At 67.6% G+C, this 22,876-nt stretch carries 15 protein-coding genes; 6 read left to right on the forward strand and 9 right to left on the reverse strand.

Annotated elements, in window-relative coordinates:
* Positions 1-12 precede the first annotated feature (12 nt).
* Positions 13-1,809 carry a DUF885 domain-containing protein gene (locus H556_RS0111460; RefSeq protein ID WP_024354560.1) on the forward strand — a complete coding sequence of 599 codons (1,797 nt, stop codon included), beginning with the start codon at positions 13-15 and terminating at the stop codon, positions 1,807-1,809.
* Positions 1,810-1,889: 80 nt separating this feature from the next.
* On the opposite strand, the gene H556_RS0111465 is transcribed toward H556_RS0111460, so the two are convergent.
* Complete coding sequence (locus H556_RS0111465) at positions 1,890-3,011, reverse strand: DUF1176 domain-containing protein (RefSeq protein ID WP_029673562.1); 1,122 nt, start codon at positions 3,009-3,011, stop codon at positions 1,890-1,892.
* Positions 3,012-3,206: 195 nt separating this feature from the next.
* On the opposite strand from H556_RS0111465, the gene H556_RS0111470 reads away from it, so the two are divergent.
* Both H556_RS0111470 and H556_RS0111475 read left to right on the forward strand, forming a co-directional pair.
* Positions 3,207-4,427, forward strand: coding sequence for an NADP-dependent isocitrate dehydrogenase (locus H556_RS0111470; protein WP_024354562.1), 1,221 nt, complete (start codon positions 3,207-3,209; stop codon positions 4,425-4,427).
* 348 nt (positions 4,428-4,775) lie between these two features.
* On the forward strand, positions 4,776-5,327 hold the full coding sequence (locus tag H556_RS0111475) for a DUF2939 domain-containing protein (protein ID WP_024354563.1): 552 nt from the start codon (positions 4,776-4,778) through the stop codon (positions 5,325-5,327).
* A gap of 107 nt (positions 5,328-5,434) precedes the next feature.
* Here H556_RS0111475 and alaS read toward each other — a convergent pair whose 3' ends face one another.
* Together alaS and rraA are read right to left on the reverse strand one after the other, a co-directional pair.
* A complete protein-coding gene (alaS, locus tag H556_RS0111480; RefSeq protein ID WP_024354564.1) occupies positions 5,435-8,080 on the reverse strand; it encodes an alanine--tRNA ligase in 2,646 nt (881 codons plus the stop codon).
* A gap of 130 nt (positions 8,081-8,210) precedes the next feature.
* Positions 8,211-8,699, reverse strand: a complete 489-nt coding sequence (gene rraA, locus H556_RS0111485) for a ribonuclease E activity regulator RraA (RefSeq protein ID WP_035302993.1) — start codon at positions 8,697-8,699, stop codon at positions 8,211-8,213.
* Positions 8,700-8,800: 101 nt separating this feature from the next.
* Here rraA and H556_RS16380 point away from each other — a divergent pair, with 101 nt between their 5' ends.
* Positions 8,801-9,058 (forward strand): hypothetical protein, encoded by a 258-nt coding sequence (locus H556_RS16380; protein ID WP_155802476.1) that lies wholly within the window; start codon positions 8,801-8,803, stop codon positions 9,056-9,058.
* 272 nt (positions 9,059-9,330) lie between these two features.
* Here H556_RS16380 and recA read toward each other — a convergent pair whose 3' ends face one another.
* A complete protein-coding gene (recA, locus tag H556_RS0111490) occupies positions 9,331-10,410 on the reverse strand; it encodes a recombinase RecA (RefSeq protein ID WP_024354566.1) in 1,080 nt (359 codons plus the stop codon).
* A gap of 221 nt (positions 10,411-10,631) precedes the next feature.
* Here recA and H556_RS0111495 point away from each other — a divergent pair, with 221 nt between their 5' ends.
* Complete coding sequence (locus H556_RS0111495; RefSeq protein ID WP_024354567.1) at positions 10,632-12,203, forward strand: GNAT family N-acetyltransferase; 1,572 nt, start codon at positions 10,632-10,634, stop codon at positions 12,201-12,203.
* A gap of 143 nt (positions 12,204-12,346) precedes the next feature.
* Here the strand turns inward: H556_RS0111495 and H556_RS0111500 are convergent, their stop codons facing one another.
* The 3 genes from H556_RS0111500 to H556_RS0111510 form a co-directional block, all read right to left on the reverse strand.
* Positions 12,347-13,405 carry a CaiB/BaiF CoA transferase family protein gene (locus tag H556_RS0111500; protein WP_024354568.1) on the reverse strand — a complete coding sequence of 353 codons (1,059 nt, stop codon included), beginning with the start codon at positions 13,403-13,405 and terminating at the stop codon, positions 12,347-12,349.
* Positions 13,406-13,530: 125 nt separating this feature from the next.
* Positions 13,531-15,468 (reverse strand): acetate--CoA ligase, encoded by a 1,938-nt coding sequence (gene acs / locus H556_RS0111505; protein WP_024354569.1) that lies wholly within the window; start codon positions 15,466-15,468, stop codon positions 13,531-13,533.
* 35 nt (positions 15,469-15,503) lie between these two features.
* Positions 15,504-16,874 carry a DcaP family trimeric outer membrane transporter gene (locus H556_RS0111510; RefSeq protein ID WP_024354570.1) on the reverse strand — a complete coding sequence of 457 codons (1,371 nt, stop codon included), beginning with the start codon at positions 16,872-16,874 and terminating at the stop codon, positions 15,504-15,506.
* A gap of 182 nt (positions 16,875-17,056) precedes the next feature.
* Here H556_RS0111510 and H556_RS0111515 point away from each other — a divergent pair, with 182 nt between their 5' ends.
* The gene (locus H556_RS0111515; protein WP_024354571.1) at positions 17,057-17,671 is read left to right on the forward strand and encodes a response regulator transcription factor; all 615 of its coding nucleotides are present in this window, start codon (positions 17,057-17,059) and stop codon (positions 17,669-17,671) included.
* Positions 17,672-17,698: 27 nt separating this feature from the next.
* Here H556_RS0111515 and H556_RS0111520 read toward each other — a convergent pair whose 3' ends face one another.
* A complete protein-coding gene (locus H556_RS0111520; RefSeq protein ID WP_024354572.1) occupies positions 17,699-21,088 on the reverse strand; it encodes a hybrid sensor histidine kinase/response regulator in 3,390 nt (1,129 codons plus the stop codon).
* Positions 21,089-21,200: 112 nt separating this feature from the next.
* Positions 21,201-22,871, reverse strand: coding sequence for an MFS transporter (locus H556_RS0111525; protein ID WP_024354573.1), 1,671 nt, complete (start codon positions 22,869-22,871; stop codon positions 21,201-21,203).
* Positions 22,872-22,876: the final 5 nt, after the last annotated feature.

Here is a 22,876-nt window from a genome sequence, read left to right on the forward strand (position 1 = left end):
GGGAGTACCTGAATGATCAATCGCCGCCATCTTCTGCTGAGCGCCGCTGCGACCGCCGCCGCCGCGCCCATGCTGGCCCAGTGCGCCGCCGCCGCCAGCGACGCCGACGCGCGCCTGAACACCCTGCTGGACGGGTGGTTCGAGGCCGACATCGACGAGGCGCCCGAGCGCGCCACCAACCTGGGTCTGGACAAGGGCGCCCGCGCGGGCCTGTCGTCCAAACTCAGCGAGGCCGGGCCGGACGCCATCCGCAAGGACAGGGAAAAGGCGATCAAACGCTGGGACGAGCTGAAGGCCTTCGACCAGAAGGGCCTGTCCGAGGCCGGGGCGCTGAACTACGCCATCGCCGCCTTCGGGCGCGACACGGCGGCCCAGACGGCGCGCTTCGACTATGGTTCGGGGCCGGGGCGTCCGTCGCCCTATATCGTGACCCAGCTGTCGGGCGCCTATTTCTCCACGCCCGACTTCATGGACAACCAGCACCGCATCGAGGACGCTGCGGGCGCCGACGCCTTCCTTTCGCGTCTGGAGGCTTTCGCGGGCGTGCTGGACGGCGAGACGGACAAAATCAGGGAAGACGCCGGTCTGGGCGTGATCGCCCCGGACTTCATCATCGACCGGATGCTGCCGCAGATCCGCACCCTGCGCGACACGCCCGCCGCCGACATGGCCATGATCCAGTCGCTGGTCCGCAAGACCGGGGCGCTGAACCTGTCGGGCTATGACGCGCGCGCCGCCGCCCTGGTCGACGAGAAGGTCAAGCCGGCCCTGGCCCGTCAGATCGAGGCGTTGGAAGCTATCCGTCCCAAGGCCGTGCACGATGCGGGCGTGTGGCGCCTGCCGGACGGCGAAGCCTTCTACGCCGCCGGACTGAAGTCCAACACCACGACCACGCTGTCGGCCAAGGAAATTCACGCCATGGGCGTCGAGCAGGTGGCCGAGATCTCGGCCGAGATCGACGCCATCCTGAAGTCGCAGGGCTATACTCAAGGCACGGTCGGCGAACGGGTTCAGGCCCTGAACAAGGATCCGGCCCAACTCTTCCCCAACACCGATGCGGGCAAGGAAGATCTGCTGAAGTGGCTGAACGAACAGGTCGCTGCGCTGGAGCCCAAGCTGCCGACCGTGTTCGGCCGACTGCCCAAGACCCACGTCGAAATCCGCCGCGTGCCGGTGTCGATCCAGTCGGGTGCGCCGGGCGGCTACTATCAGGGGCCGCCGCTGGATGGCTCGCGTCCGGGCGCCTACTACATCAACCTGCGCGACAGCGGGAACTGGCCGAAGTTCGCCCTGCCGACCCTGACCTATCACGAGGCCTCGCCGGGCCACCATCTGCAGGTCGCTCTGCAACGCGAGTCGGGCGAGTTGCCGCAGTGGCGCCGCGCGGGCGGTTTCTCGGCCTTCAACGAAGGCTGGGCCCTGTACGCCGAGGCGGTGGCGGCCAATGATCTGGACGCCTATGCGGCCGATCCGCTCGGCCGCGTCGGCTTCCTGATGTCCTATCTGTTCCGCGCGGTGCGGCTGGTGGTCGACACCGGCATCCACTCTGAACGCTGGAGCCGTGAACGGGCGGTCGACTATATGGCGGCCTCGGGCGCCAAGCCGCTGGACGCCTCGAACAGCGAGATCAACCGCTATTCGGTCTGGCCGGGCCAGGCCTGCGCCTACAAGGTCGGGCACACGGTCATCGCCCGCCTGCGCGAGGAGGCTCAGGCCAAGGACGGCTTCGACCTGCGCGCCTTCCACGACAAGGTGTTGGGCAGCGGCTCCCTGCCGCTGGCGGTGCTGGAAGGGCGGATGCGCGCCTGATGCGCGGCTGAAGTCTGAAGCGAAAAACGGCCCGGACGCTCGCGCGCCCGGGCCGTTTCATATGTGCCGACGAACGGGCGTCAGGTCACGGCGCGCCAAGTGCTCGGCCACAGGTCCTGCGGAATGGCGGTGCAACTCGGCATTTCCTTTTCCTCCAGAAGGGCGAAGCGTTCGCCGGTCCAGGCCCAGACGCCCATGCGGCCGCAGTCGCCGATGCCGCGCCCTTTGCCCAAGGCGAACAGGGTCCGAGTTTTCGGATCGTAACGGCTGTTCACCAGTTCGTCGTGGCGGCTCATGGCCGTGGGGAAGTCAATCAGTTGAGGCGCGGTCCCGTCTGCAGGCGTGATGAAATAGACCTGCGTGAAATTATAGGCGCCCTCGCCGCACGGCACGCTCCACAGCAGTTTGTCGGACGCCAGACGGGCGACCTCGACATTCGGCTCGAACCGTTCGCCGATGCGGGTGGCGGCCAGGCATTCCTTGACCTTGGGGTGGGCCAGCAGCGCAGGCGACAGGTCATCCTGAGGCAGGCCGTTCTGAGGAACGGCGGCGGCCAGCGTCACGCGCGGCGCGGCGGGGGCGACGGGCACGCTGGACGCGGACCGGTCGCCGCGTCGGATCAGCGCCGTGGTCGTGCCCAGTCGTCCCTGACGCTCGTCGATCCACAGGAAGGCGGCGGCCGCCCCGCCCAGGCTGACCTTCATCTTCTCGTCGCCGCGCCTCAGCGCCATGAAGGAGCCGGCGCCCAGGTCACGCAACAGCTCGGCCGAGGGCGTGCGGAAGGCGATGACGTCGCCTTCCTCGTCCATCTTGGAGTTCTTGCCGGCATAGCGGCGGCCGTCGATCTCGGCGTAGACGTCGCCCTGTCCGGCCTCCAGCCCCCAGCCCCCCATGTGGACGACCGGCCGCGCGTCAGGGCCCGGCGCCAGGGAGACCATGACGAAGCCCATGTTTTCCTCGGCCGAGCCGAAGGCGACGCAGTGGTTGGTGTTGTCGCAGGTCGCCGTCCAGTCGCGGAACTCGCGCGTCACGCTGGGCGGATGGGCGTCGTTCTGAGCGGCGGGCACTACGGCGGAGGCGGCTGCGGCGGGCGGCTGAACCGCCGGAGCCTCAGGCGGGGCGGCGGCCTCCTGTCCCTTGCAGGCGGCCATAGCGAGCGGAAGCAGGGCGAGGGCGACGAACCGGAGGCGGCGAGGCGACATCAGGGATTCCATGCGTTGTGACCGACCGACGGCCTTCAAGCGTAGCCGTGAAGAAGCCAAGCGGCCAAGCCGCCGTTTCGTTCCGGCGCGGGTGTTCGAGCGTTGCGGCTTTCGTCCCCTTTGCGCCCGCGCGCGGGGGTCGCTATATCCCCTGCACTGAATTCCTTCCCTGATTTGAGAGACAGAGGCGTAAGCATGGCCAAGATCAAGGTCGCCAACCCCATCGTGGACATCGACGGCGACGAAATGACCCGGATCATCTGGCAGATGATCAAGGACAAGCTGGTCTTCCCGTACCTGGACCTCGAACTCGACTATTACGACCTCGGCATGGAAAGCCGTGACGCCACCGACGATCAGATCACGATCGACGCGGCCCACGCCATCCAGAAGCACGGCGTCGGCGTGAAGTGCGCCACCATCACCCCGGACGAGGCGCGCGTCGCCGAATTCGGCCTGAAGAAGATGTGGAAGTCGCCGAACGGCACCATCCGCAACATCCTGGGCGGCGTGGTCTTCCGCGAGCCGATCATCTGCTCGAACGTGCCGCGTCTGGTGCCGGGCTGGACCCAGCCGATCGTCGTCGGCCGCCACGCTTTCGGCGACCAGTACAAGGCCACCGACTTCCTGATGCCGGGCGCCGGCACCCTGTCGATCAAGTTCGTCGGCGATGACGGCCAGGTGATCGAGCACGAGGTCTACAAGTCGCCGGGCGCTGGCGTCGCCATGGGCATGTACAACCTGGACTCCTCGATCCGCGAGTTCGCCCATGCCTCGTTCGCCTATGGCCTGCAGCGCAACTACCCGGTCTATCTGTCGACCAAGAACACCATCCTCAAAGCCTACGACGGCCGCTTCAAGGACATCTTCCAGGAAGTCTTCGACGCCGAATACGCCGAGGAATTCAAGAAGCGCGGCCTGACCTATGAGCATCGCCTGATCGACGACATGGTCGCAGCCGCGATCAAGTGGTCGGGCGGCTTCGTCTGGGCGTGCAAGAACTACGACGGCGACGTGCAGTCGGACATCGTGGCCCAGGGCTTCGGCTCGCTGGGCCTGATGACCTCGGTGCTGATGACGCCGGACGGCAAGGTCATGGAAACGGAAGCCGCCCACGGCACCGTGACCCGCCACTACCGCCAGCATCAGAAGGGCGAGGCCACCTCGACCAACTCGATCGCCTCGATCTTCGCCTGGACGCGCGGCTTCAAGCACCGCGCCAAGCTGGACGACAACGCCCAGCTGGCCGAGTTCGCCGATACGCTGGAGCGCGTGGTCGTCGACACCGTCGAGTCGGGCTTCATGACCAAGGATCTGGCCCTGCTGGTCGGCGATCAGCAGTCCTGGCTGACGACCGAAGGCTTCCTGGACAAGGTGTCCGAGAACCTGAAGAAGGCCCTGCCGGGTATCGGCTGAGGCTTTTTTAGTCGACCGCGGTCAGAAGGCTCCGCCTTGGCTGCTTCGCGCCGCCCTTCGGGTCTCGACCCGACGCGGCCTGGATCCGCCAAGACATCAAGGCCCGCTGGAGCGATCCGGCGGGCCTTTTTTGTTGAGCGGTATCGCTTCCCTATTCCGCTCATCCCGGCGTCCGCCGGGATGAGCGGTGATCAATGTTTGCCTCACCCCATCGTCAGCTTCGCTTGGAAACGAGAGCCGGTGAAAACACGCATTGAACCCGTCTGCGATCCATGTCCCTAATCCTGTTAGGGATTTTGGCGCCGTTTCGTCGTCGTCCCGTCGCGTTCGTAAGGCAGGGGAGGGCCGATGAACCGCAAACTGATCATTCGTCTGGGGCTGACGGCGGGGGCCGTCTTTGTGCTCGCCTACGCCGCCTCGCCCCTGCTGGCGGCGCGGTCGCTGGTGCAGGCGGCCAGGATCGGCGATGAAAAGGCGTTGGAGCGCCAGGTCGACTTCCCGGCTTTCCGCGCCAGCCTGAAGGACGAGCTGAACGCCCGCATGATGGTCGAGATGCGCAAGGACAAACGCCTCGGCGACAGCGGCCTGTCGGGCTTGGGCATGCTGCTGGCGCCCGCCCTCGTCGGCGGGGCGGTGGACGCCTTCGTCACCCCTCAGGCCATCGCCCTGATGGTGCAGGAAGGGCGTACGCCTAAGCCGGAGATCAAGCGTCCGGAGCCCGCGGAGCCGAAAGCCGAGAACAAGCGCGTGCGCCAGTCGTGGGGCTATCGCGACCTGGACACCTTCGCGGTCACCCTGACCCGCGACGACCAGCCGGACGAGCAGGTCTCCCTGCTGATGAAGCGCCGCAACCTGTTCCGCTGGAAACTGGCGGCGATCGATCTGGGGGCGCCGGAGTAAAAATATCCGCTCATCTCCGCGGGGATGAGCGGGTGGAGGGTTCAGCCCAAGAAAAAGGGCGGCGCATCCGGTGCGCCGCCCTTTCTCGTTTTAGCTTATGGGGGTGATCAGCCCTTCAGCGCGGCCCGGATGGCGTTCAGGCCGTCCTCGGCTTTCGATCCATCCGGCGCGCCGCCCTGGGCGAAGTCGGGCTTGCCGCCCGCGCCCTTGCCGCCCATGGCGATGACGGCGTCGCGGGCCAGGTCGGCCGCGTTGACCTTACCCGCCATATCCGGCGTCGCGGCGACGGTGATGGCCGCCTTGCCGTCGGTGATGCCGACAAGGGCGACGACGCCCGAGCCGAGCTGCTTCTTGAAGTCCTCGGCCACGCCGCGCAGGCCCTTGCCGTCGACGCCGTCCAGAACGCGGGCGATCAGCTTGATCCCGCCGATCTCTTCCGGCGCGGCGTTGGCGCCCGCGCCGCCGCCCAGCGCCAGTTGCTTCTTCAGGTCGGCGACCTGTTTCTCCAGCGTTTTGACCGAGGCCTGCAGGCCCTCGACGCGGGCCGGAACCTCGGCGGGTTGAATCTTGAAGCCTTGCGCCAGATGGCGGGCGACATTGGCCTGATCCAGCAGGAAGCGGCGGGCCGCCTCGCCGGTCAGGGCCTCGACGCGACGCACGCCGGCGGCCACGCCGCCTTCGGACACGATCTTGAACAGGGCGATGTCGCCGGTGCGGAAGACATGGGTGCCGCCGCACAGTTCGACCGAATAGGCGCCCGGACCCGAGAGCGCGCGGCCGATAGTCAGGACGCGGACCTCGTCGCCGTACTTCTCGCCGAACAGGGCCACGGCGCCCGCCGCGATGGCGGCGTCGGGCGTCATCAGCTCGGTGGTGACGGGGACGTTCTGGCGGATGACGGCGTTCACCTCATCCTCGACGCGGGCGATCTCCTCGTCCGTCATCGGGGCGTTGTGGCTGAAGTCGAAGCGCATCCGCTCTGCGTCGACCATCTGGCCCTTCTGAGCGACGTGGGCGCCCAGCACGTTCTTGACGGCGGCGTGGAACAGGTGGGCGGCCGAGTGGTTGGCGCGTGTGGTCGGGCGCGAGCCTTCCTCGACCGTGGCGGTTACGATCGCGCCCGTGGACAGCGACCCTTGCGTCACCTCCAGCGTGTGAACGTGCAGGTCGCCACCGTGCTTCTTGGTGTCCAGCACGCGGCCTTCGCCGCCGCTCCAGACCAAGGCGCCCTTGTCGCCTGCCTGACCGCCGCCCTCGCCGTAGAAGGGGGTCTTGTCCAGCAGCACCTCGACCGTTTCGCCGGTCGCGGCGCACGGGGCTTCGGCGCCGTCCTTGACGATGGCCAGCACCTTGCCCTCGCCGGTCTCGGACTCATAGCCGGTGAACTCGGTGCCGCCGTGCTGGTCGCGCAGGGCCAGCCAGGCGCCGGCCGAGGCCGTCTGACCCGAGCCCTTCCAGTGCTCGCGCGAACGGTCGCGCTGCTCGGCCATGGCGGCCTCGAAGCCGTCGACGTTGACGCTGAATCCGCGACGACGGGCCTCGTCCTGCGTCAGGTCCAGCGGGAAGCCGTAGGTGTCGTAAAGGGTGAAGGCGGTCTGGCCGTCCAGCATGTCGCCGGCCTTGAAGCCGGTCGTAGCCTGGTCGAACAGGTTCATGCCGCGACCCAGCGTGGTGCGGAAGCGGATCTCTTCCTGCTTCAGGGTGTCCTCGATGAAGGCCTGGGCGCGGCCGAGTTCCGGATAGGCCTCGCCCATCTCCTCGACCAGGGTCGGCACCAGACGGTGCATCAGCGGGTCCTGGGCGCCCAGCAGGTGGGCGTGGCGCATGGCGCGACGCATGATGCGGCGCAGGACATAACCCCGGCCCTCGTTCGAGGGGGTCACGCCGTCAGCGATCAGGAAGGCGGTCGAGCGCAGGTGGTCGGCGATGACGCGATGCGACGGGGCGCGGTCGCCCTCGGCCTTGGTCGAGGTCAGCTCTTCCGAGGCGTGGATCAGGGTCTTGAACAGGTCCACTTCATAGTTGGAGTGGACGCCCTGAAGCACGGCGGCGATGCGCTCCAGACCCATGCCGGTGTCGACCGACTTCTTGGGCAGTTCGCGAACGATCTCGTCGTTCTCCTTCTCGAACTGCATGAAGACGTTGTTCCAGATCTCGACGAAGCGGTCGCCGTCCTCGTCCGGCGAACCGGGAGGGCCGCCGAAGATGTGATCGCCGTGATCGTAGAAGATCTCGGTGCATGGACCGCACGGGCCGCTGTCGCCCATGGCCCAGAAGTTGTCGTTGGTGGGGATGCGGATGATCTTCTCATCGGCGAACCCCGTGACCTTCTTCCAGATGTCGAAGGCTTCGTCGTCGGTGTGATAGACGGTGACCAGCAGGCGGGCGGGATCGAGGCCGAACTCCTTGGTCAGCAGGGTCCAGGCGCGCTCGATGGCGTGGTCCTTGAAGTAGTCGCCGAACGAGAAATTGCCCAGCATTTCAAAGAAGGTGTGGTGGCGCGCGGTATAACCGACGTTATCCAGATCGTTGTGCTTGCCCCCCGCGCGCACGCATTTCTGCGAGCTGGTCGCGCGGTTGTAGGGCGCGGTCGCCGCGCCGGTGAAATAGTCCTTGAACGGCACCATGCCCGCATTGACGAACAGCAGGGTCGGGTCGTTCTGCGGCACGAGCGGAGCCGACTGCACCTTCTCGTGGCCGTCGGCGGCGAAGTAGTCGAGGAAGGTGGAACGGATCTGCTTCAGGCTGGTCATGGGCGTATCGCTCTGGAACTCGGGCGCGCGGAGGAAATATCGGAACCGGCGTCATATAGGGATTTTGCGCCGAACGCATCACTGACGCGTGATCATGCGACGAGGGCCGCGTTTTTGCGTGGCCGGAGCTTTAATCGTGCAGGCGATGCGGCGAGACGATCAGGCCGTCCTCGTCGGCATAGAGCCAGTGGCCGGGGGTGAAGATGACGCCGCCGAAGGCTGTGGGGATGTCGATCTCGCCGATGGCGTCGCGGTCGGCGCGCAGGGGGACGGTCCCCAGGGCTTTGACGCCGATATTCATGGTGTTGATGACGGCCGTGTCGCGGATGACGCCGTGGACGACGACGCCGGCCCAGCCGTTGTCGATCGCCAGTTTGGCCAGGTTGTCGCCGACCAGAGCCCGTTTCAGCGAGCCGCCGCCGTTGACGACCAGCACGGCACCCTGACCTGGGCGTTCCAGCGTCTGACGGACCAGGGCGTTGTCGTCTAGCACGCTGAGCGTGCGGACGGGGCCGTGGAAAGCCGTGACCTTGCCGTAGCTGCGGAAGGGAGTCTGGCAGACCTTCACCGCGTCAGGGTGGTCGTCGCACAGATCGGCGGTGGCGAAGGTCATGGGCATGGAGATGTCTGTCTGAGTGAGAAGGGAAGCGATCTAGCGAATCGATGTTATGTCTTTGTCTCTGACAATAATGTCAGGTCATGAGTTCAAGGAGATTGGATATGCGTAGCATCGTCAAGCTGGCGGCTGCAGGTCTCTTGTTCGCGATGACGGCTTCGCCAGCCGTGGCGTTCAAAGCGCCCGAGTATGTATACTATTACACTTTTTATTCGGATGCTTCGAAGACCACGATCGTGGGCTACGGCCAGGACTACTGTATGGAATATGGTGGTAATGCTTGGGTAGTAACGCCTCTGTTCCCTACGCCATATTATACGGCGGAGCGAGGACACGAGTGCCGTCCTGGTGGGCCGCTCTGATCTAGTTACGAAAAGTCGCCGAACAAAAAAAGGCCCGCCCGAAGCAGGTCGGGCGGGCCGATCTCCGTCCGACCGGCCACGCGGGGTCGGTAGGCGGGTCGCGCGGTGGCGAACGGAGAAACTGTGTCGGAAGGCGCCCGTCCCGCCGTCATCCTCAGGCTTGCCCGAGGACTGGATCGTCCGCGCGATCCCGGCTGGAACGGAAGGGGGCGCTTCCTGGCGTCATCCTCGGGTCAGGCCCGAGGATGACGGCGTTCAAATGATGGGACGGATCAGCCTTCCATGTCCTGACCCTCGTCGGGTTCGGGCGCGCCCAGCATGTCGTCGGCGATCTTGGCTGTGGACTGGCGCACCGCCTTTTCGATCGAGGCGGCCATGTCGGGGTTGTTCTTGAGGAACTCCTTGGCGTTCTCGCGGCCCTGGCCGATGCGGGTCGAGTCATGAGAGAACCAGGAGCCGGACTTCTCGACGATGCCCGCCTTGACGCCCAGGTCGATGATCTCGCCGATCTTGGAGATGCCTTCGCCGTACATGATGTCGAAGACGACTTCGCGGAACGGCGGGGCGACCTTGTTCTTGACCACCTTGACGCGGGTGGTGTTGCCGACCACCTCGTCGCGGTTCTTGATCGCGCCGATGCGGCGGATGTCCAGGCGCACGGAGGCGTAGAACTTCAGCGCATTGCCGCCCGTTGTCGTTTCCGGCGAGCCGTACATGACGCCGATCTTGTGACGGATCTGGTTGATGAACAGGACGATGCACTTCGACTTGGAGATCGAGGCCGTCAGCTTGCGCAGGGCCTGCGACATCAGACGCGCCTGAAGGCCGGGGAGGCTGTCGCCCATCTCGCCCTCGATTTCGGCGCGCGGCGTCAGGGCGGCGACGGAGTCGACCACCACGATGTCCACGGCGCCCGAACGCACCAGGGTGTCGACGATCTCCAGCGCCTGTTCGCCCGTGTCGGGCTGCGACACCAGCAGGTCGTCCAGATTGACGCCCAGCTTTTGCGCATAGACGGGGTCCAGCGCGTGCTCGGCGTCGACGAAGGCGGCCACGCCGCCCTTCTTCTGGACCTCGGCCACGGTGTGCAGGGCCAGGGTGGTCTTGCCCGAGGATTCGGGACCGAACACCTCGATCACCCGCCCGACCGGCAGGCCGCCGATGCCGAGCGCCATGTCGAGACCGAGCGAGCCGGTCGAGACGCTTTCGATCTCGGCCACCTGTCCGGCCTTGCCCAGTTTCATGACCGAGCCCTTGCCGAAGGCGCGATCGATCTGCGCGATCGCCGCCTCTAGAGCGCGTTGTTTGTCGCTGTCTTCTTTACCCACGAGCTTCAGTGCCGCCTGTGACATTGGTTTTCTCTCCCTTGCCATGATTCCCATCTGACTTCGGGAGAGACCCGCCACGGACCCGCTCCCTTGGTGAAGCCGACTATGGACATGGTTTGTTCTTGTTCGCAAGATGTTCTCGTGAACTTAACGGGAACAAGCTTACGGGACGCGACCGGAATTGACGCATGGTCTCTTTTGTCGGCCGGATTGATCCAACAGCCAAGCTCGCGCGTTAGGAAGGCATGACTGACATTGAGATTTCCCTTCCCGCCGAGCCGGCCAAGCCCGCCGTCCTGACCATCCGCAACGCCCGCATGGGCGACGTCGCCGGGATCAACGCCCTGGTGGCGCGGGTGTATAAGGATATGCCGCCCTATACGGCCGGGATGCTGCGCGGCCAGATCGCCACCTATCCGGACGGCCAGTTCGTGGTCGAGTTCGAGGGCGAGATCGTCGGCTACGCCGCCAGTTTCCGCATCGACGAGAAGTCGGCGATGGGGCCGCACACCTGGGACCAGATCACCGGCGGCGGCTACGGCGCGCGCCACGATCCGGCGGGCGAGTGGCTGTATGGGATGGAGGTCTGCGTCGACCCCGCCCGGCGCCGCCTGCGCATCGGCCAGCGCCTGTATGACGCGCGCCGCGACCTGTGCGAGGCGCAGAACCTGAAGGGCGTCGTCTTCGGCGGCCGGATGCCCGGCCTCGCGCGCCGCCGCTCGGCCTATCCCGACCCGAACGCCTATGTCGAGGCGGTGCGCGACCGCAAGGTGAAGGACCCGATCATGGCCTTTCACCAGCGTTCGGGGTTCGAGCCGGCGGGGGTGCTGCTGAACTATCTGCCGTCAGACAAGGCGTCGCTGGGTCACGCGGCGCGCTGGGTCTGGCGCAACCCCTACTATGTCGAGGCGACGGGCAAGGGGGCGGCCTTTGCGGTGAAGGAAACGGTGCGCGTGGCCACCGTCCAGCTGCAGATGCGCAAGGTCGAGAGCTTCGGCGAGTTCATGGATAACGTCGAATATTTCGTCGACGTGGTGTCGGACTATCGCGCCGACTTCGTGGTCTTCCCTGAGTTGTTCACGCTTCAGCTTCTGTCGCTGGAGACGAAGAAGCTGACCCCGGCGGAATCCATCGAGGCCCTGACCCGCTATACGCCGCGCTTTGTCGAGGCGATGAGGGAACTGGCGGTCGGCTACAACGTCAACATTATCGGCGGCTCGCACCCGACGCGGACCGAGGACGGCGAGATCCAGAATGTCGCCTATGTCTTCCTGCGCGACGGTTCGGTGCATGAGCAGGAGAAGATCCACCCGACCCCGAACGAGCGCCACTGGTGGAACATCAAGGGCGGCGACCGCGTCCACGCCATCCCCACCGACTGCGGGCCGATCGGGGTGATGATCTGCTATGACTCCGAGTTCCCTGAACTGGCGCGGCGCCTGGCGGACGAGGGGGCGCGCATTCTGTTCACGCCCTTCTGCACCGACAACCGCCAGGGCTATCTGCGCGTGCGCTATTGCTCGCAGGCGCGGGCCATCGAGAACCAGTGCTACGTCGTGCTGTCGGGCAATGTCGGCAACCTGCCGAACGTCGAGAACATGGACATCCAGTATGCCCAGTCCTGCATCCTGACGCCGTGCGACTTCCCCTTCGCGCGCGACGGGGTGGCGGCCGAGGCGAGCGAGAACGTCGAGACAGTGACGGTGGCGGACCTGGACCTGTCAGACCTGGCCTGGGCGAAGGCGCAGGGGACGGTGCGGAACCTGAGGGACCGCCGGTTCGATCTCTACAAGACGGTGTGGACGGACGGGGGGTGATCATACCCCCGCTCATCCCGGCGCACGCCGGGATCCAGTAAGAGCAGCGCGCACGAGGCTTGGTTATCCATGCCCGTGCGTTTGGGGCCAAAGCACTGGGCCCCGGCGTCCGCCGGGGTGAGCGGGATTTTGTGACTTGCCTTCTATTTCGGCCGCTTCGCCGGGCTGTCCCTGAACCTCGGCGCGGGCGCTGGCTGCACCACGCTCTGCGCCGTGAGGAAAGCTTCGCGCGCCCGGTTGTGCGGGTGGTCGGGGGCCTCGGTCATGGACAGGACGGGGGCGACGCAGGCGGCTTGGGCGTCGGGGTCGTTGCACCAGTCGTCGCGGGTGCGGGTACGGAAGACGGCGGCCAGTTTGTCCTTCAGCATGGGCCATTGTTGGGGATCGAAGGGCATGGCGAAGTCGGGATCGCCGCCCAGCCCCGTCAGCCGCATCAGGGCGATGTAGAAGGCCGGTTCGATGGCGCCGACGGCGACGTATTTTCCGTCCTGCGTCTCATAGACCTCGTAAAACGGCGCGCCGGTGTCGAGCAGGTTGACGCCGCGCTCGTCGCGCCAAGCCAGACTGGGCGGCAGGGGCGCGGGCATATTCTGGCGGAAGCCCCAGATCATGCTCATCAGCAGGGCGGAGCCGTCGGTCATGGCGCAGTCGATGACGTCGCCGCGCCCGGTGCGCTGGGCCTTCAGCAGGCCCGCGACCATGCCGAAGGCCAGCAGCATCCCGCCGCCGCCGAAGTCGCCGACCATGTTGATCGGCGGGGTCGGCTTTTCGCCCGCCCGGCCGAAGGCGTGCAGGGCGCCCGAGACGGCGATGTAGTCGATGTCGTGGCCCGGCGCCGGAGCCAGCGGCCCGTCCTGACCCCAGCCGGTCATGCGGCCGTAGACGAGGCGCGGATTGTCGGCCAGCAGCGCGTCGGGCCCGAGGCCGAGACGCTCCATCACGCCGGGACGAAAGCCTTCGATCAGGCCGTCGGCGGTGCGGGCCAGGTCGCGGATCAGGGCGGCGCCTTCTGGCGTCTTCAGGTCGGCCTCGACCAGACGGGCGCGGCTGCGGTTCAGGGGATCGCGCAGATCCGGCGCGGCGCCGGAGCGGTGGATCAGCACCACCTCGGCCCCATGATCGGCCAGCATCATGCCGCAGAAGGGGGCCGGGCCGATGCCGCCGATTTCAATGATGGTCAGGCCGTCGAGAGTTCCGCTCATACCCGGCACTGAAGCCGAGGCGGGCGGCCCCGTCCAGCTTGCGCCGTCCGGGACCGCCTCTTCGGGGAAGCTGAATGATGTACCCGCTCACCCCGGCATCCGCCGGTATGAGCGGACTTAAAGGCCTAGGCCGCGCGGTTCTTCACCAGATCGTCCACCACCGACGGATCGGCCAGGGTCGAAGTGTCGCCCAGGGCGCCCAGTTCGTTCTCGGCGATCTTGCGCAGGATGCGCCGCATGATCTTGCCCGAGCGCGTCTTGGGCAGGCCCGGCGCCCACTGGATCACGTCGGGCGCGGCGATGGGGCCGATCTCCTCGCGGACCTGAGCGATCAGGGCGCGGCGCAGGTCGTCGCTCGGCTCGATCCCCTTGTTCAGGGTGACATAGGCGTAGATGCCCTGGCCCTTGATGTCGTGGGGGAAGCCGACGACGGCGGCCTCGGCCACGTCGTCGTGCAGGACCAGCGCGCTCTCGACCTCGGCGGTGCCCATGCGGTGGCCCGAGACGTTGATGACGTCATCGACCCGGCCGGTGATCCAGTAGTAGCCGTCTTCGTCGCGGCGGCAGCCGTCGCCGGTGAAATACTTGCCCGGATAGGTCGAGAAATAGGTCTCGAAGAAGCGCTGGTCGTCGCCATAGACGGTGCGCATCTGGCCCGGCCAGGAGTCGGTGATGCACAGATTGCCCTCGGTCGCGCCCTCCAGAACCGCGCCGTCGGCGTCGACGATTTCAAGCTCGACGCCGGGCAGGGGCTTGGTCGCCGAGCCGGGCTTCAGGTCGGTCGCGCCGGGCAGGGGCGAGATCAGGGCGCCGCCCGTCTCCGTCTGCCACCAGGTGTCGACGATGGGCAGGCGGCCTTCGCCGACCACCTCATGATACCAGCGCCACGCCTCGGGGTTGATCGGCTCGCCGACGGTGCCGAGCAGACGCAGGGATTTGCGGCTGGACGCCTTCACCGGCGCGTCGCCGTCGCGCATCAGGGCGCGCAGGGCCGTGGGGGCGGTGTAGAAGATGTTGACCTGATGCTTGTCCACCACCTCCCAGAAGCGGCTGACGGTCGGGTAGTTGGGCACGCCCTCGAACATCAGGCTGGTCGCCGCATTGGCCAGGGCGCCGTAGACGACATAGGTGTGGCCTGTGACCCAACCCACGTCGGCGGTGCACCAGAAGACCTCGCCGGGGCGGTAGTCGAACACCAGCTCATGCGTATAGCTGGCCCAGAACAGATAGCCGCCGGTGGTGTGCAGCACGCCCTTGGGCTTTCCGGTCGAGCCGGATGTGTAGAGGATGAACAGCGGGTCTTCGGCGTTCATCGGCTCGGGCGCGCAGTCGGGCGAGGCCTTGTCCGTCTCGACGCCCCAGTCCAGATCGCGGCCCGCGACGAAGGGAACATCGGCGCCGGTGTGGCGCAGGACCACGACCGTCTTCACGCCCGCGACCTTCTCCAGCGCCTTGTCGACGTTGGCCTTCAGCGGCACGCGCTTGCCGGCGCGGCAGCCCTCGTCGGCGGTGATGACGAAGGTAGATTCGCAGTCCTCGATCCGCCCGGCGATGCTGTCGGGCGAGAAGCCGCCGAAGATGACCGAATGCACGGCGCCGATGCGGGCGCAGGCCAGCATGGCGTAGGCCGCCTCGGGGATCATCGGCAGATAGATGGTGACGCGGTCGCCCTTCTTGACGCCGTTGGCCTTCAGCACGTTCGCCAGACGGCAGACGCGGTCGTGAAGCTGGCCGAAGGTGACGGCTTCGCTGTCGGTCGGCTCGTCGCCTTCCCAGAGGATGGCGATCTCGTCCCTGCGGGCGGGCAGGTGGCGGTCGATGCAGTTGACCGAGGCGTTCAGCACCCCGTCCTCGAACCAGCGGATGCGGAAGTCTTCCTTCTTGAAGGAGACATCCTTGATCTTGGTCGGAAAGGTCATCCAGTCCAGCCGCTCGGCCTGGGTGGCCCAGAAGGCGTCAGGGGTCTCACGCGCCTGAATCCGGGCCGCTTCATAGCCGTCGCGGTCCATGTGGGCGCGAGCGGCCAGTTCAGCGGGGACGGGATAGATTTCCGGATCAGACACGCGATTTTCCTCCAAAGTCTTTTTCTTCTTCGGCTTCAGAAGCCGTATTTCACGAACAGGATCAGACGGGTCATGTCGCCGTCCAGTCCTGACTCGAGTTTGCGGTCAGCGAACATCACCTCGGCGCCGACATCAAAGGCCGCAACCGGCGACCAGATCAGATTGGCGTGAAGGCTCTGGGCCGAGCGGTTGACGGCCGCGCCGGTCAGGGCGACGTCGTTGTCGACCTTCTGCGTGGACCAGATCAGGCTGGAGCGCCAGCCCGGCGCCCAGACGTGGCGATAGGCGGCGAAGCCTGCGACCACGCCGATGGCCTCCAGCTCGCCCGAGGCGTCCAGCACGGCGTCGTTGGAGAAGTTCAGCCCGACATAGCGGCCGATGCCTTCGCCGCCGGTCAGCATCAGGCGGATGTCGTCCTGCGCCCCGACCTTGAAAAGCGCCGAGGCCGACAGGCCCCAGCCCGTGGCGGTGGAATCCACGTTGGTCGCGGGATCCTGATACTTCAGCTGGCGCAGTAGGCCGGACAGCTGCACGGCGCCCCACGGACGGCTGAGGCCATAGCGGGCGGTCAGGTCGGGCAGGCTGTTGTCGTCGGCGATGATGCGCGCGCCGCCGCCGAAGGGAGTGACGGTGGTCTCGGGGTTCTCCAGCGCGATGGAGAAGGGGCCGCGCGTATAGCGGACCTGGGCCTGACGGGCGAAGACCGTGCCCTCGGCCGCGCCGACGAAGTCCGCCGATTCCGGCAGGACACCGGTGTTCTGGAAGTTGGTCCACTCCTGACCGATCAGCCAGTTGTCGATGGTGACGAAGGCGCGGCGCAGGGCGGGGTTCGCGCCGCTGGTCGTGCGCTGGTCGCCCGAGCCGGGCAGGGTCTGGAAGTCCATCTCCAGCCGCGTGCCGATCTTGTGGCCGCCGACCACGCCGTCGGTGGTCAGCCAGAAGCGGGTCTGGCGGGCGTTGAAGTCGGTGGCCACGTCCTCGCTGTCGCCGCCGACGGGGAGGGCGCCGGGCAGGTGATAGTCGCGCAAGGCGTCGCCGTTGGCCGGGTCGCCGCCGGAATATTTCGACGCCATGAAGTCGGTCTTGATGAAGCCGCCGAACTTCACCGTGTGGTCGCCGATGCGGAAGCCTTCCTCGCGCGGGGCGTCGGAAACGGGCGTCGGCGCCAGAGGCGGGGCCAGCGCGGGCACGGGCGCAGGGCGCGCTTCGAGGCGGACGATGTCCTGCGCCTGCGAGGTCTGCTGCGTTCTGGCAGCGGCGACTTCGGACTTCAGACTGTTCAGCTCGGCTTCGAGTTGGGCGATACGGGCTTCCAGTGCGGCGCTGGCCTCTTGAGCCAGAGCCGTGCCGGGGACAAGCAGCAACGCGGCCGCAGCCACGCCGCCGAACAGACGGCAGCTTCCCATGCGTGGTCCTCCCAGACCGTTGTTCCGGGCCCGTCTGTCGCAGGCCTCAGGACGGCAGCATTCCGCGCGGTCCGGGTTTGCGGCCATTAGCCATTCGTCTAGTTTCGACCAAAGTCGAGGCGCGGCATGGTGTCGTCGCGACGCGGCCCGATGAACAAGAACCGCGCGTGGGAAGGACCTTCATGGATCGCATCGTCGTCGCCGACGACCACCCCCTGTTTCGCGCAGCCTTGAGGTCGGCTGTCGAAAAGGCGTCCGAGGGCGCGCAGATCGTCGAGTGCGCCAGTCTGGCAGAGGCGCAGGCCGCCCTGTCCGAGGGGCCGGTCGACCTGCTGCTGCTGGACCTGAAGCTGTCGGATGTGGACGGCATGACGGGCCTGACCCTGATCCGCGCCGATCATCCGGCCGTCCCGGTCGCCGTCGTCTCGGCCAGCGAAGAGGCGCCGACCATCCGCCGCGTCCTGTCGCTGGGGGCGGCGGGCTTCATTCCGAAATCGGCCGCCCTGCCCGAAATGGTCGAGGCCATACAGGCCATCCTCGAGGGAGAGACCTGGGCGCCCGAAGTCGAGGCGGCGGGCGAGGAGGAGGCCGACCTTCAGGCTCGCATCGCCAGCCTGACGCCGTCGCAGCTGCGGATTCTGGAGGGGCTGAAGGTCGGGCGGCTGAACAAGCAGATCGCCTTCGACCTGGGCGTCACCGAGGCCACCATCAAAGCGCACCTGACCAGCGTCTTCCGCAAGCTGGGCGTGCAGAACCGGACCCAGGCGGTGATATTGGCGCAGTCGCTGGATATTTAGCGCCCTTCTCCCCTTGTGGGAGAAGGGTCAGCTTCTCAGAAACGCCTTCAGCGCCGCTGGCTTGACCGGTTTCGGCAACAGCACGGCCCCGGCCGCCGCCGCCTTCTCCTTCAGCCCGTCGCGGGTGTCGGCGGTGACGAGGGCGATTCGTCTGACTCCCTGCGCGCGCAGGCGGTCGACGGCGGTCAGACCGTCCGGCTCGTCGTCGCCCAGATGCAGATCGACCAGGGCCGCGTCGAACGGGCCGACCGCCGCACGGGCTTCGGCGACCGAACGCGCGGTCACGGCCTGCGCCCCCCAGCGGTCCAGCAGGGCCGTCAGGGCGTCGAGGATGGCGGGTTCGTTGTCCACGCACAGCACCCGCAGACCGATCAAGGGCAGGCGCAGGTCGTCGGGCGTGATCTCCGGTTCGGGCGCCGCAGGGACGCGGGGAACGACGACGCGGAAGGTCGTGCCCCGCCCGACGTGCGAGGCCAGCGACAGCGGGTGGCCCAGCAGGTCCGACAGCTTCTGCACGATGGCCAGGCCCAGGCCCGCGCCCGGCTCGTCCACCGGGGCGCCAGGCAGGCGCACGAACTCGCCGAAGACCGCCTGCCGGTCGGCTTCGGCGATGCCGCGCCCGGTGTCGCTGACCAGAATCTGCACCTGCTCGCCGTCGCGCCGGGCGCCGATCAGGACGCGGCCATGGTCGGTGTAGCGGATGGCGTTGGCGATCAGGTTCTGCAGCATGGAGCGCAGCAGGTCGCGGTCCGAGGCGATCCACAGGCTGGAGGGCGCCGCCGTCAGCGTCAGCCCCTTGGCGCGGGCGACCGGCGCGAACTCGCGCGCCAGTTCGTCGAACAGGCCGCCCAGGGCCAGCGGCGCCACGGCGGGCCGGACTCCGCCCGCCTCCAGCTTGGACAGGTTCAGCAGGGCGGTCAGCAGGCGGTGGGCGCTGTCGATGGCGCGGTCGGCGTTGGTCGCCAGGCCGCGCGCAGGCGATCCGGCCAGATCCGCATCCTCCCTCAGGGCGGCGATGAACAGGCGCGCGGCGTGCAGCGGCTGCAGCAGGTCATGGCTGGCGGCGGCCAGGAAGCGGGTCTTGGAGGCGGTGGCGTCCTCGGCCGTGCGCCGGGCCTCCTCCAGCCGTTCGGTGCGGTCGGCGACGCGGGCCTCCAGCCGTTCATTGGCCTCCTCCAGCTCGCGCGCGGCGCGGCGCAGGGCGGTGATGTCGGTATAGCTGGTGGCGTAGCCGCCGCCGGGAATGGGCGCGCCGGAAGAGCGCAGGATGCGGCCGTCGGGCTGTTCGCGCTCGTGGTCGTGGGGGATGCGGCGGGCCAGAGCCTCCAGCCGCCGCTCGACCCAGCTGTCGATCTCGTGATCCGGCACGCCCGCCTCGCCGCGTTCGGCGTTCAGGCGATAGACGGCGGCGACGGGCAGGCCGACGTGGACGAAGCCCGCGGGCAGGTCGAACATCTCGACATAGCGGCGGTTCCAGGCGGTCAGGCGCAGGTCTTCGTCGACGACGCTGACGCCCTGATCGATGTTGTCCAGCGTGGTCTGCAACAGGTCGCGGTTGAACTGGACGGCCTGCGACGCCTCGTCGAGCATGCGCACCACGTCCTCGGGCGCGCGGCCTCCGGCGGCCAGGGCGGCGGCCAGGACGCGGCGGGCGGCGGCGGCGCCGACGGCTCCGGCCAGCATCCGCTCAGCCGCGCGGGCCAGGGCGGCGTCGGCCGGGTCGGCGTCCTTGAGGCGGGTGTCCGTCTCGCGCGCCCAGGCGGCGAAGGCGCGCTCGGCTCGTTCGTCGCCGATGAAGCGGGCGACCAGGGCGCGCAGGTCGCCGACCGAGGCCCCGGCCGAGCCGCCGCGTCCCTCCATCCAGTCCGGGCCGAGCCGGTCGACGAAGGCTCGGGCCTGCACCCGGTCGATCAGGCGCGGCGGCCGCGCCCGCGACACCAGGACGAAGACGCCCAGGTTCAGCGCCAGGCTCAGGAAGACGCCCGCCGCGAACGGGTCTTCCAGTCCCAGCATGGCGGGGACATTCAGGCCGAAGCCGGGCGCCAGCTGTGGCGCGGCCAGCATGACGGCCCAGACCGCCATCCCCGCCGCCAGCCCGGCCAGGGCGCCGCTGGCCCGCCCGCCGCGCCACAGCACCGCTCCGAACAGCGACGGCGCCAACTGGGCCAGGGCGGCGAAGGACACCAGGCCGATGGCGGCCAGCCCGCTGGACCGGTCCATCGCCAGATAATAGAGCCAGGCCAGCAGCAGCAGGCCGACGATAGCCAGACGACGGATGTTGAGCAGGGTTCGGGCCATGTCCGGGGGGGCCATGTCCGGCGGGGCCGCGCCGCGCCGCCGGCCGGCGCCCATCAACGGCAGGACCAGGTTGTTGGACACCATGGCCGACAGGGCCACGGCCTCGACGATGACCATGGCGGTGGCGGCCGAGAAGCCGCCGACGAAGACCACGGCGGTCAGCAGGCTCTGCCGCGCGCCCAGCGGCAGGGCCAGCACCAGCAGGTCGGGGTTGGTCTGTGGCGTGAACAGTCCGCCCGCCGCCACCAGCGGCAGGACCGCAAGCGTGGTCAGGAGCAGATACAGCGGGAAGATCCAGCGCGCGCGTCGCACCTGGGCCGGATCGCCGCCCTCCACGAAGGCGACGTGGAACTGACGCGGCAGGCAGAATATGGCCAGCGTCGCCACCAGGGTGATGGCGATGAAGCGGGCGTCGATATGCGGCCATGTTCCCAACTGTCCCAGACTGTCGGTTACGGCCTGCCGAGACGGTGACGCGGCCAGCAGGAAGATGGCGAACACGGCCACAGCCAGCAGGGCGGCCAGCTTGACGATGGACTCGATGCCGATGGCCTGGATCAGGCCGCGATTGTGCTCGGTCAGGTCGGGCCGTCGCGCGCCGAACAGGATGGCGAACCCGGCCAGCACCGCCGCCATGACCAGAACAGTCAGGCTCTCGGACCCGGCGACGGGGGTGCCCGCCGTGATCATCTCGCCCGCCATCGACAGCGACTTGAGCTGAAGCGCGATGTAGGGGACCGAGCCGAGGATGGCGACGCCCGCCACCGCCGCGCCCAGCGCCGGGCTCTTGCCGTAGCGCGACGAGATGAAGTCGGCCATCGAGCCGACGTTCTCGCGCCGGGCGGCCGAGGCGATGCGCCGCCACAGCGGCAGCAGCAGCGTCAGCCCCAGGACCGGCCCGGCGTAGATGGGCAGATACTCCCACCCGTCGCGCGCCGCCGTGCCCACCGCGCCGTAGTAGGTCCACGATGTGCAGTATATGGCCAGCGACAGCGCATAGAGCGACGGCCCCAGCATGCCGCGCCGCGCCTTGATCTGCGGCCGCTCGTACCACCAGGCGATACCGAACAGGGCGGCCATGTAGAAGGCCGTCAGGGCCAGGGTGGCGAGGCTGAACATGGGCGTCATCTGGGCCGGGCGCGATCACGCGGGCAAGTGAAAAAGAGGGCGGCTAGGCCGAAGCCGGACCGCCCGCAGGTTGGCGAAAGTCAGTTGTTACGTAGGTTCCCGATCAGTCGTGGATGTTCACGTCCTTGCCCTCCTTCACGAAGAGGACGCCGATGATCAGGGTCAGAACGGCGATGGCGATGGGGTACCACAGGCCGTAGTAGATGTTGCCCGTCGCCGCGACCATGGCGAACGCCGTGGTCGGCAGGAAGCCGCCGAACCAGCCGTTGCCGATGTGATAGGGCAGGGACATGGAGGTGTAGCGCACCTTGGTCGGGAACATCTCGACCAGGGCGGCGGCGATCGGGCCGTAGACCATGGTCACATACAGCACCAGCAGGAACAGGATGCCGATCACCAGCGGCTTGTTGACCAGTTCGCTGTCGGCCTTGGCCGGATAGCCGGCTTCGGTCAGGGCGGCGGTCAGGCCGGCGTCCCAGGTCTTCTTCTGCGCGTCGAAGTCCGCCTTGGGCATGATCTTGCCGTTGAAGCTGTCGACCACGCGATCGCCGATGCGCACCTGGGCCACGGTCCCGGCGGGGGCGGCCTCATTGACGTAGGTGACGCCCGCCTTGGCCAGATGGGTTTTGGCGACGTCGCACGAGCTGTTGAAGACGGTCTTGCCGACTGGGTCGAACTGGAAGTGGCAGTCGGCCGGGTCGGCGACGACGGTCACCGGCGACGAGGCCGCCGCAGCGGCCAGGCGCGGGTTGGCCGCCTCCGTCAGGGCGCCGAACAGCGGGAAGTAGGTCACGGCGGCCAGCAGGCAGCCCGCCATGATGATGGGCTTGCGGCCGATCTTGTCCGACAGCCAGCCGAAGATGATGAAGAAGGGCGTCGCCAGCGCCAGGGCGGCGGCGATCATGATGTTGGCCAGGGTCGGATCGACCCTCAGCGTCTTCTCCAGGAAGAAGAGGGCGTAGAACTGACCCGTGTACCAGACCACGGCCTGACCAGCCGCCAGGCCGAACAGGGCGATCAGCACCAGCTTCAGGTTCGGCCACTTCATGAAGCTGTCCTTCAGCGGGGTGGTCGAGCCCTTGCCCTCGGCCTTCATGCGCTTGAACGCCGGGCTTTCCGACAGCTTCAGGCGAATCCACAGGGACACGCCCAGCAGCAGGATCGAGACCAGGAAGGGGATGCGCCAACCCCATGCGACGAAGGCTTCCTCGCCGATGGTGAAGCGGACGCCCAGGATCACGGCCAGGCTGAGCAGCAGGCCCACGGTGGCGGTGATCTGGATGAAGGAGGTGTAGAAGCCGCGCTTGCCCTCCGGGGCGTGCTCGGCGACGTAGGTGGCGGCGCCGCCGTATTCCCCGCCCAGCGCCAGGCCCTGGATCAGGCGCATCAGCACCAGGATGATCGGGGCGGCGATGCCGATGGCGGCATAGGGCGGCAACAGGCCGACCACGAAGGTCGAGACGCCCATCAGCAGCATGGTCACCAGGAAGGTGTTCTTGCGCCCCCACAGATCGCCCATGCGGCCGAAGACGATGGCCCCGAACGGGCGCACGGCGAAACCGGCGGCGAAGGCCATCAGGGCGAAGATGAAGCCGGTGGTCTCATTCACGCCCGAGAAGAACTGGGCGGAAATGATCGCGGCCAGCGAGCCGTAGAGATAGAAGTCGTACCATTCGATAACGGTGCCGACGGAGGAGGCGAGAATCACCAGCCGGTCGTTCTTGTCGACCGTGTGCTCGCCGCCGTCCGCCGCACCTATGGCGCGGTCGGTCATGGGCA

Source organism: Brevundimonas naejangsanensis DSM 23858, from assembly GCF_000421705.1.
GTDB classification, from domain to species: domain Bacteria; phylum Pseudomonadota; class Alphaproteobacteria; order Caulobacterales; family Caulobacteraceae; genus Brevundimonas; species Brevundimonas naejangsanensis.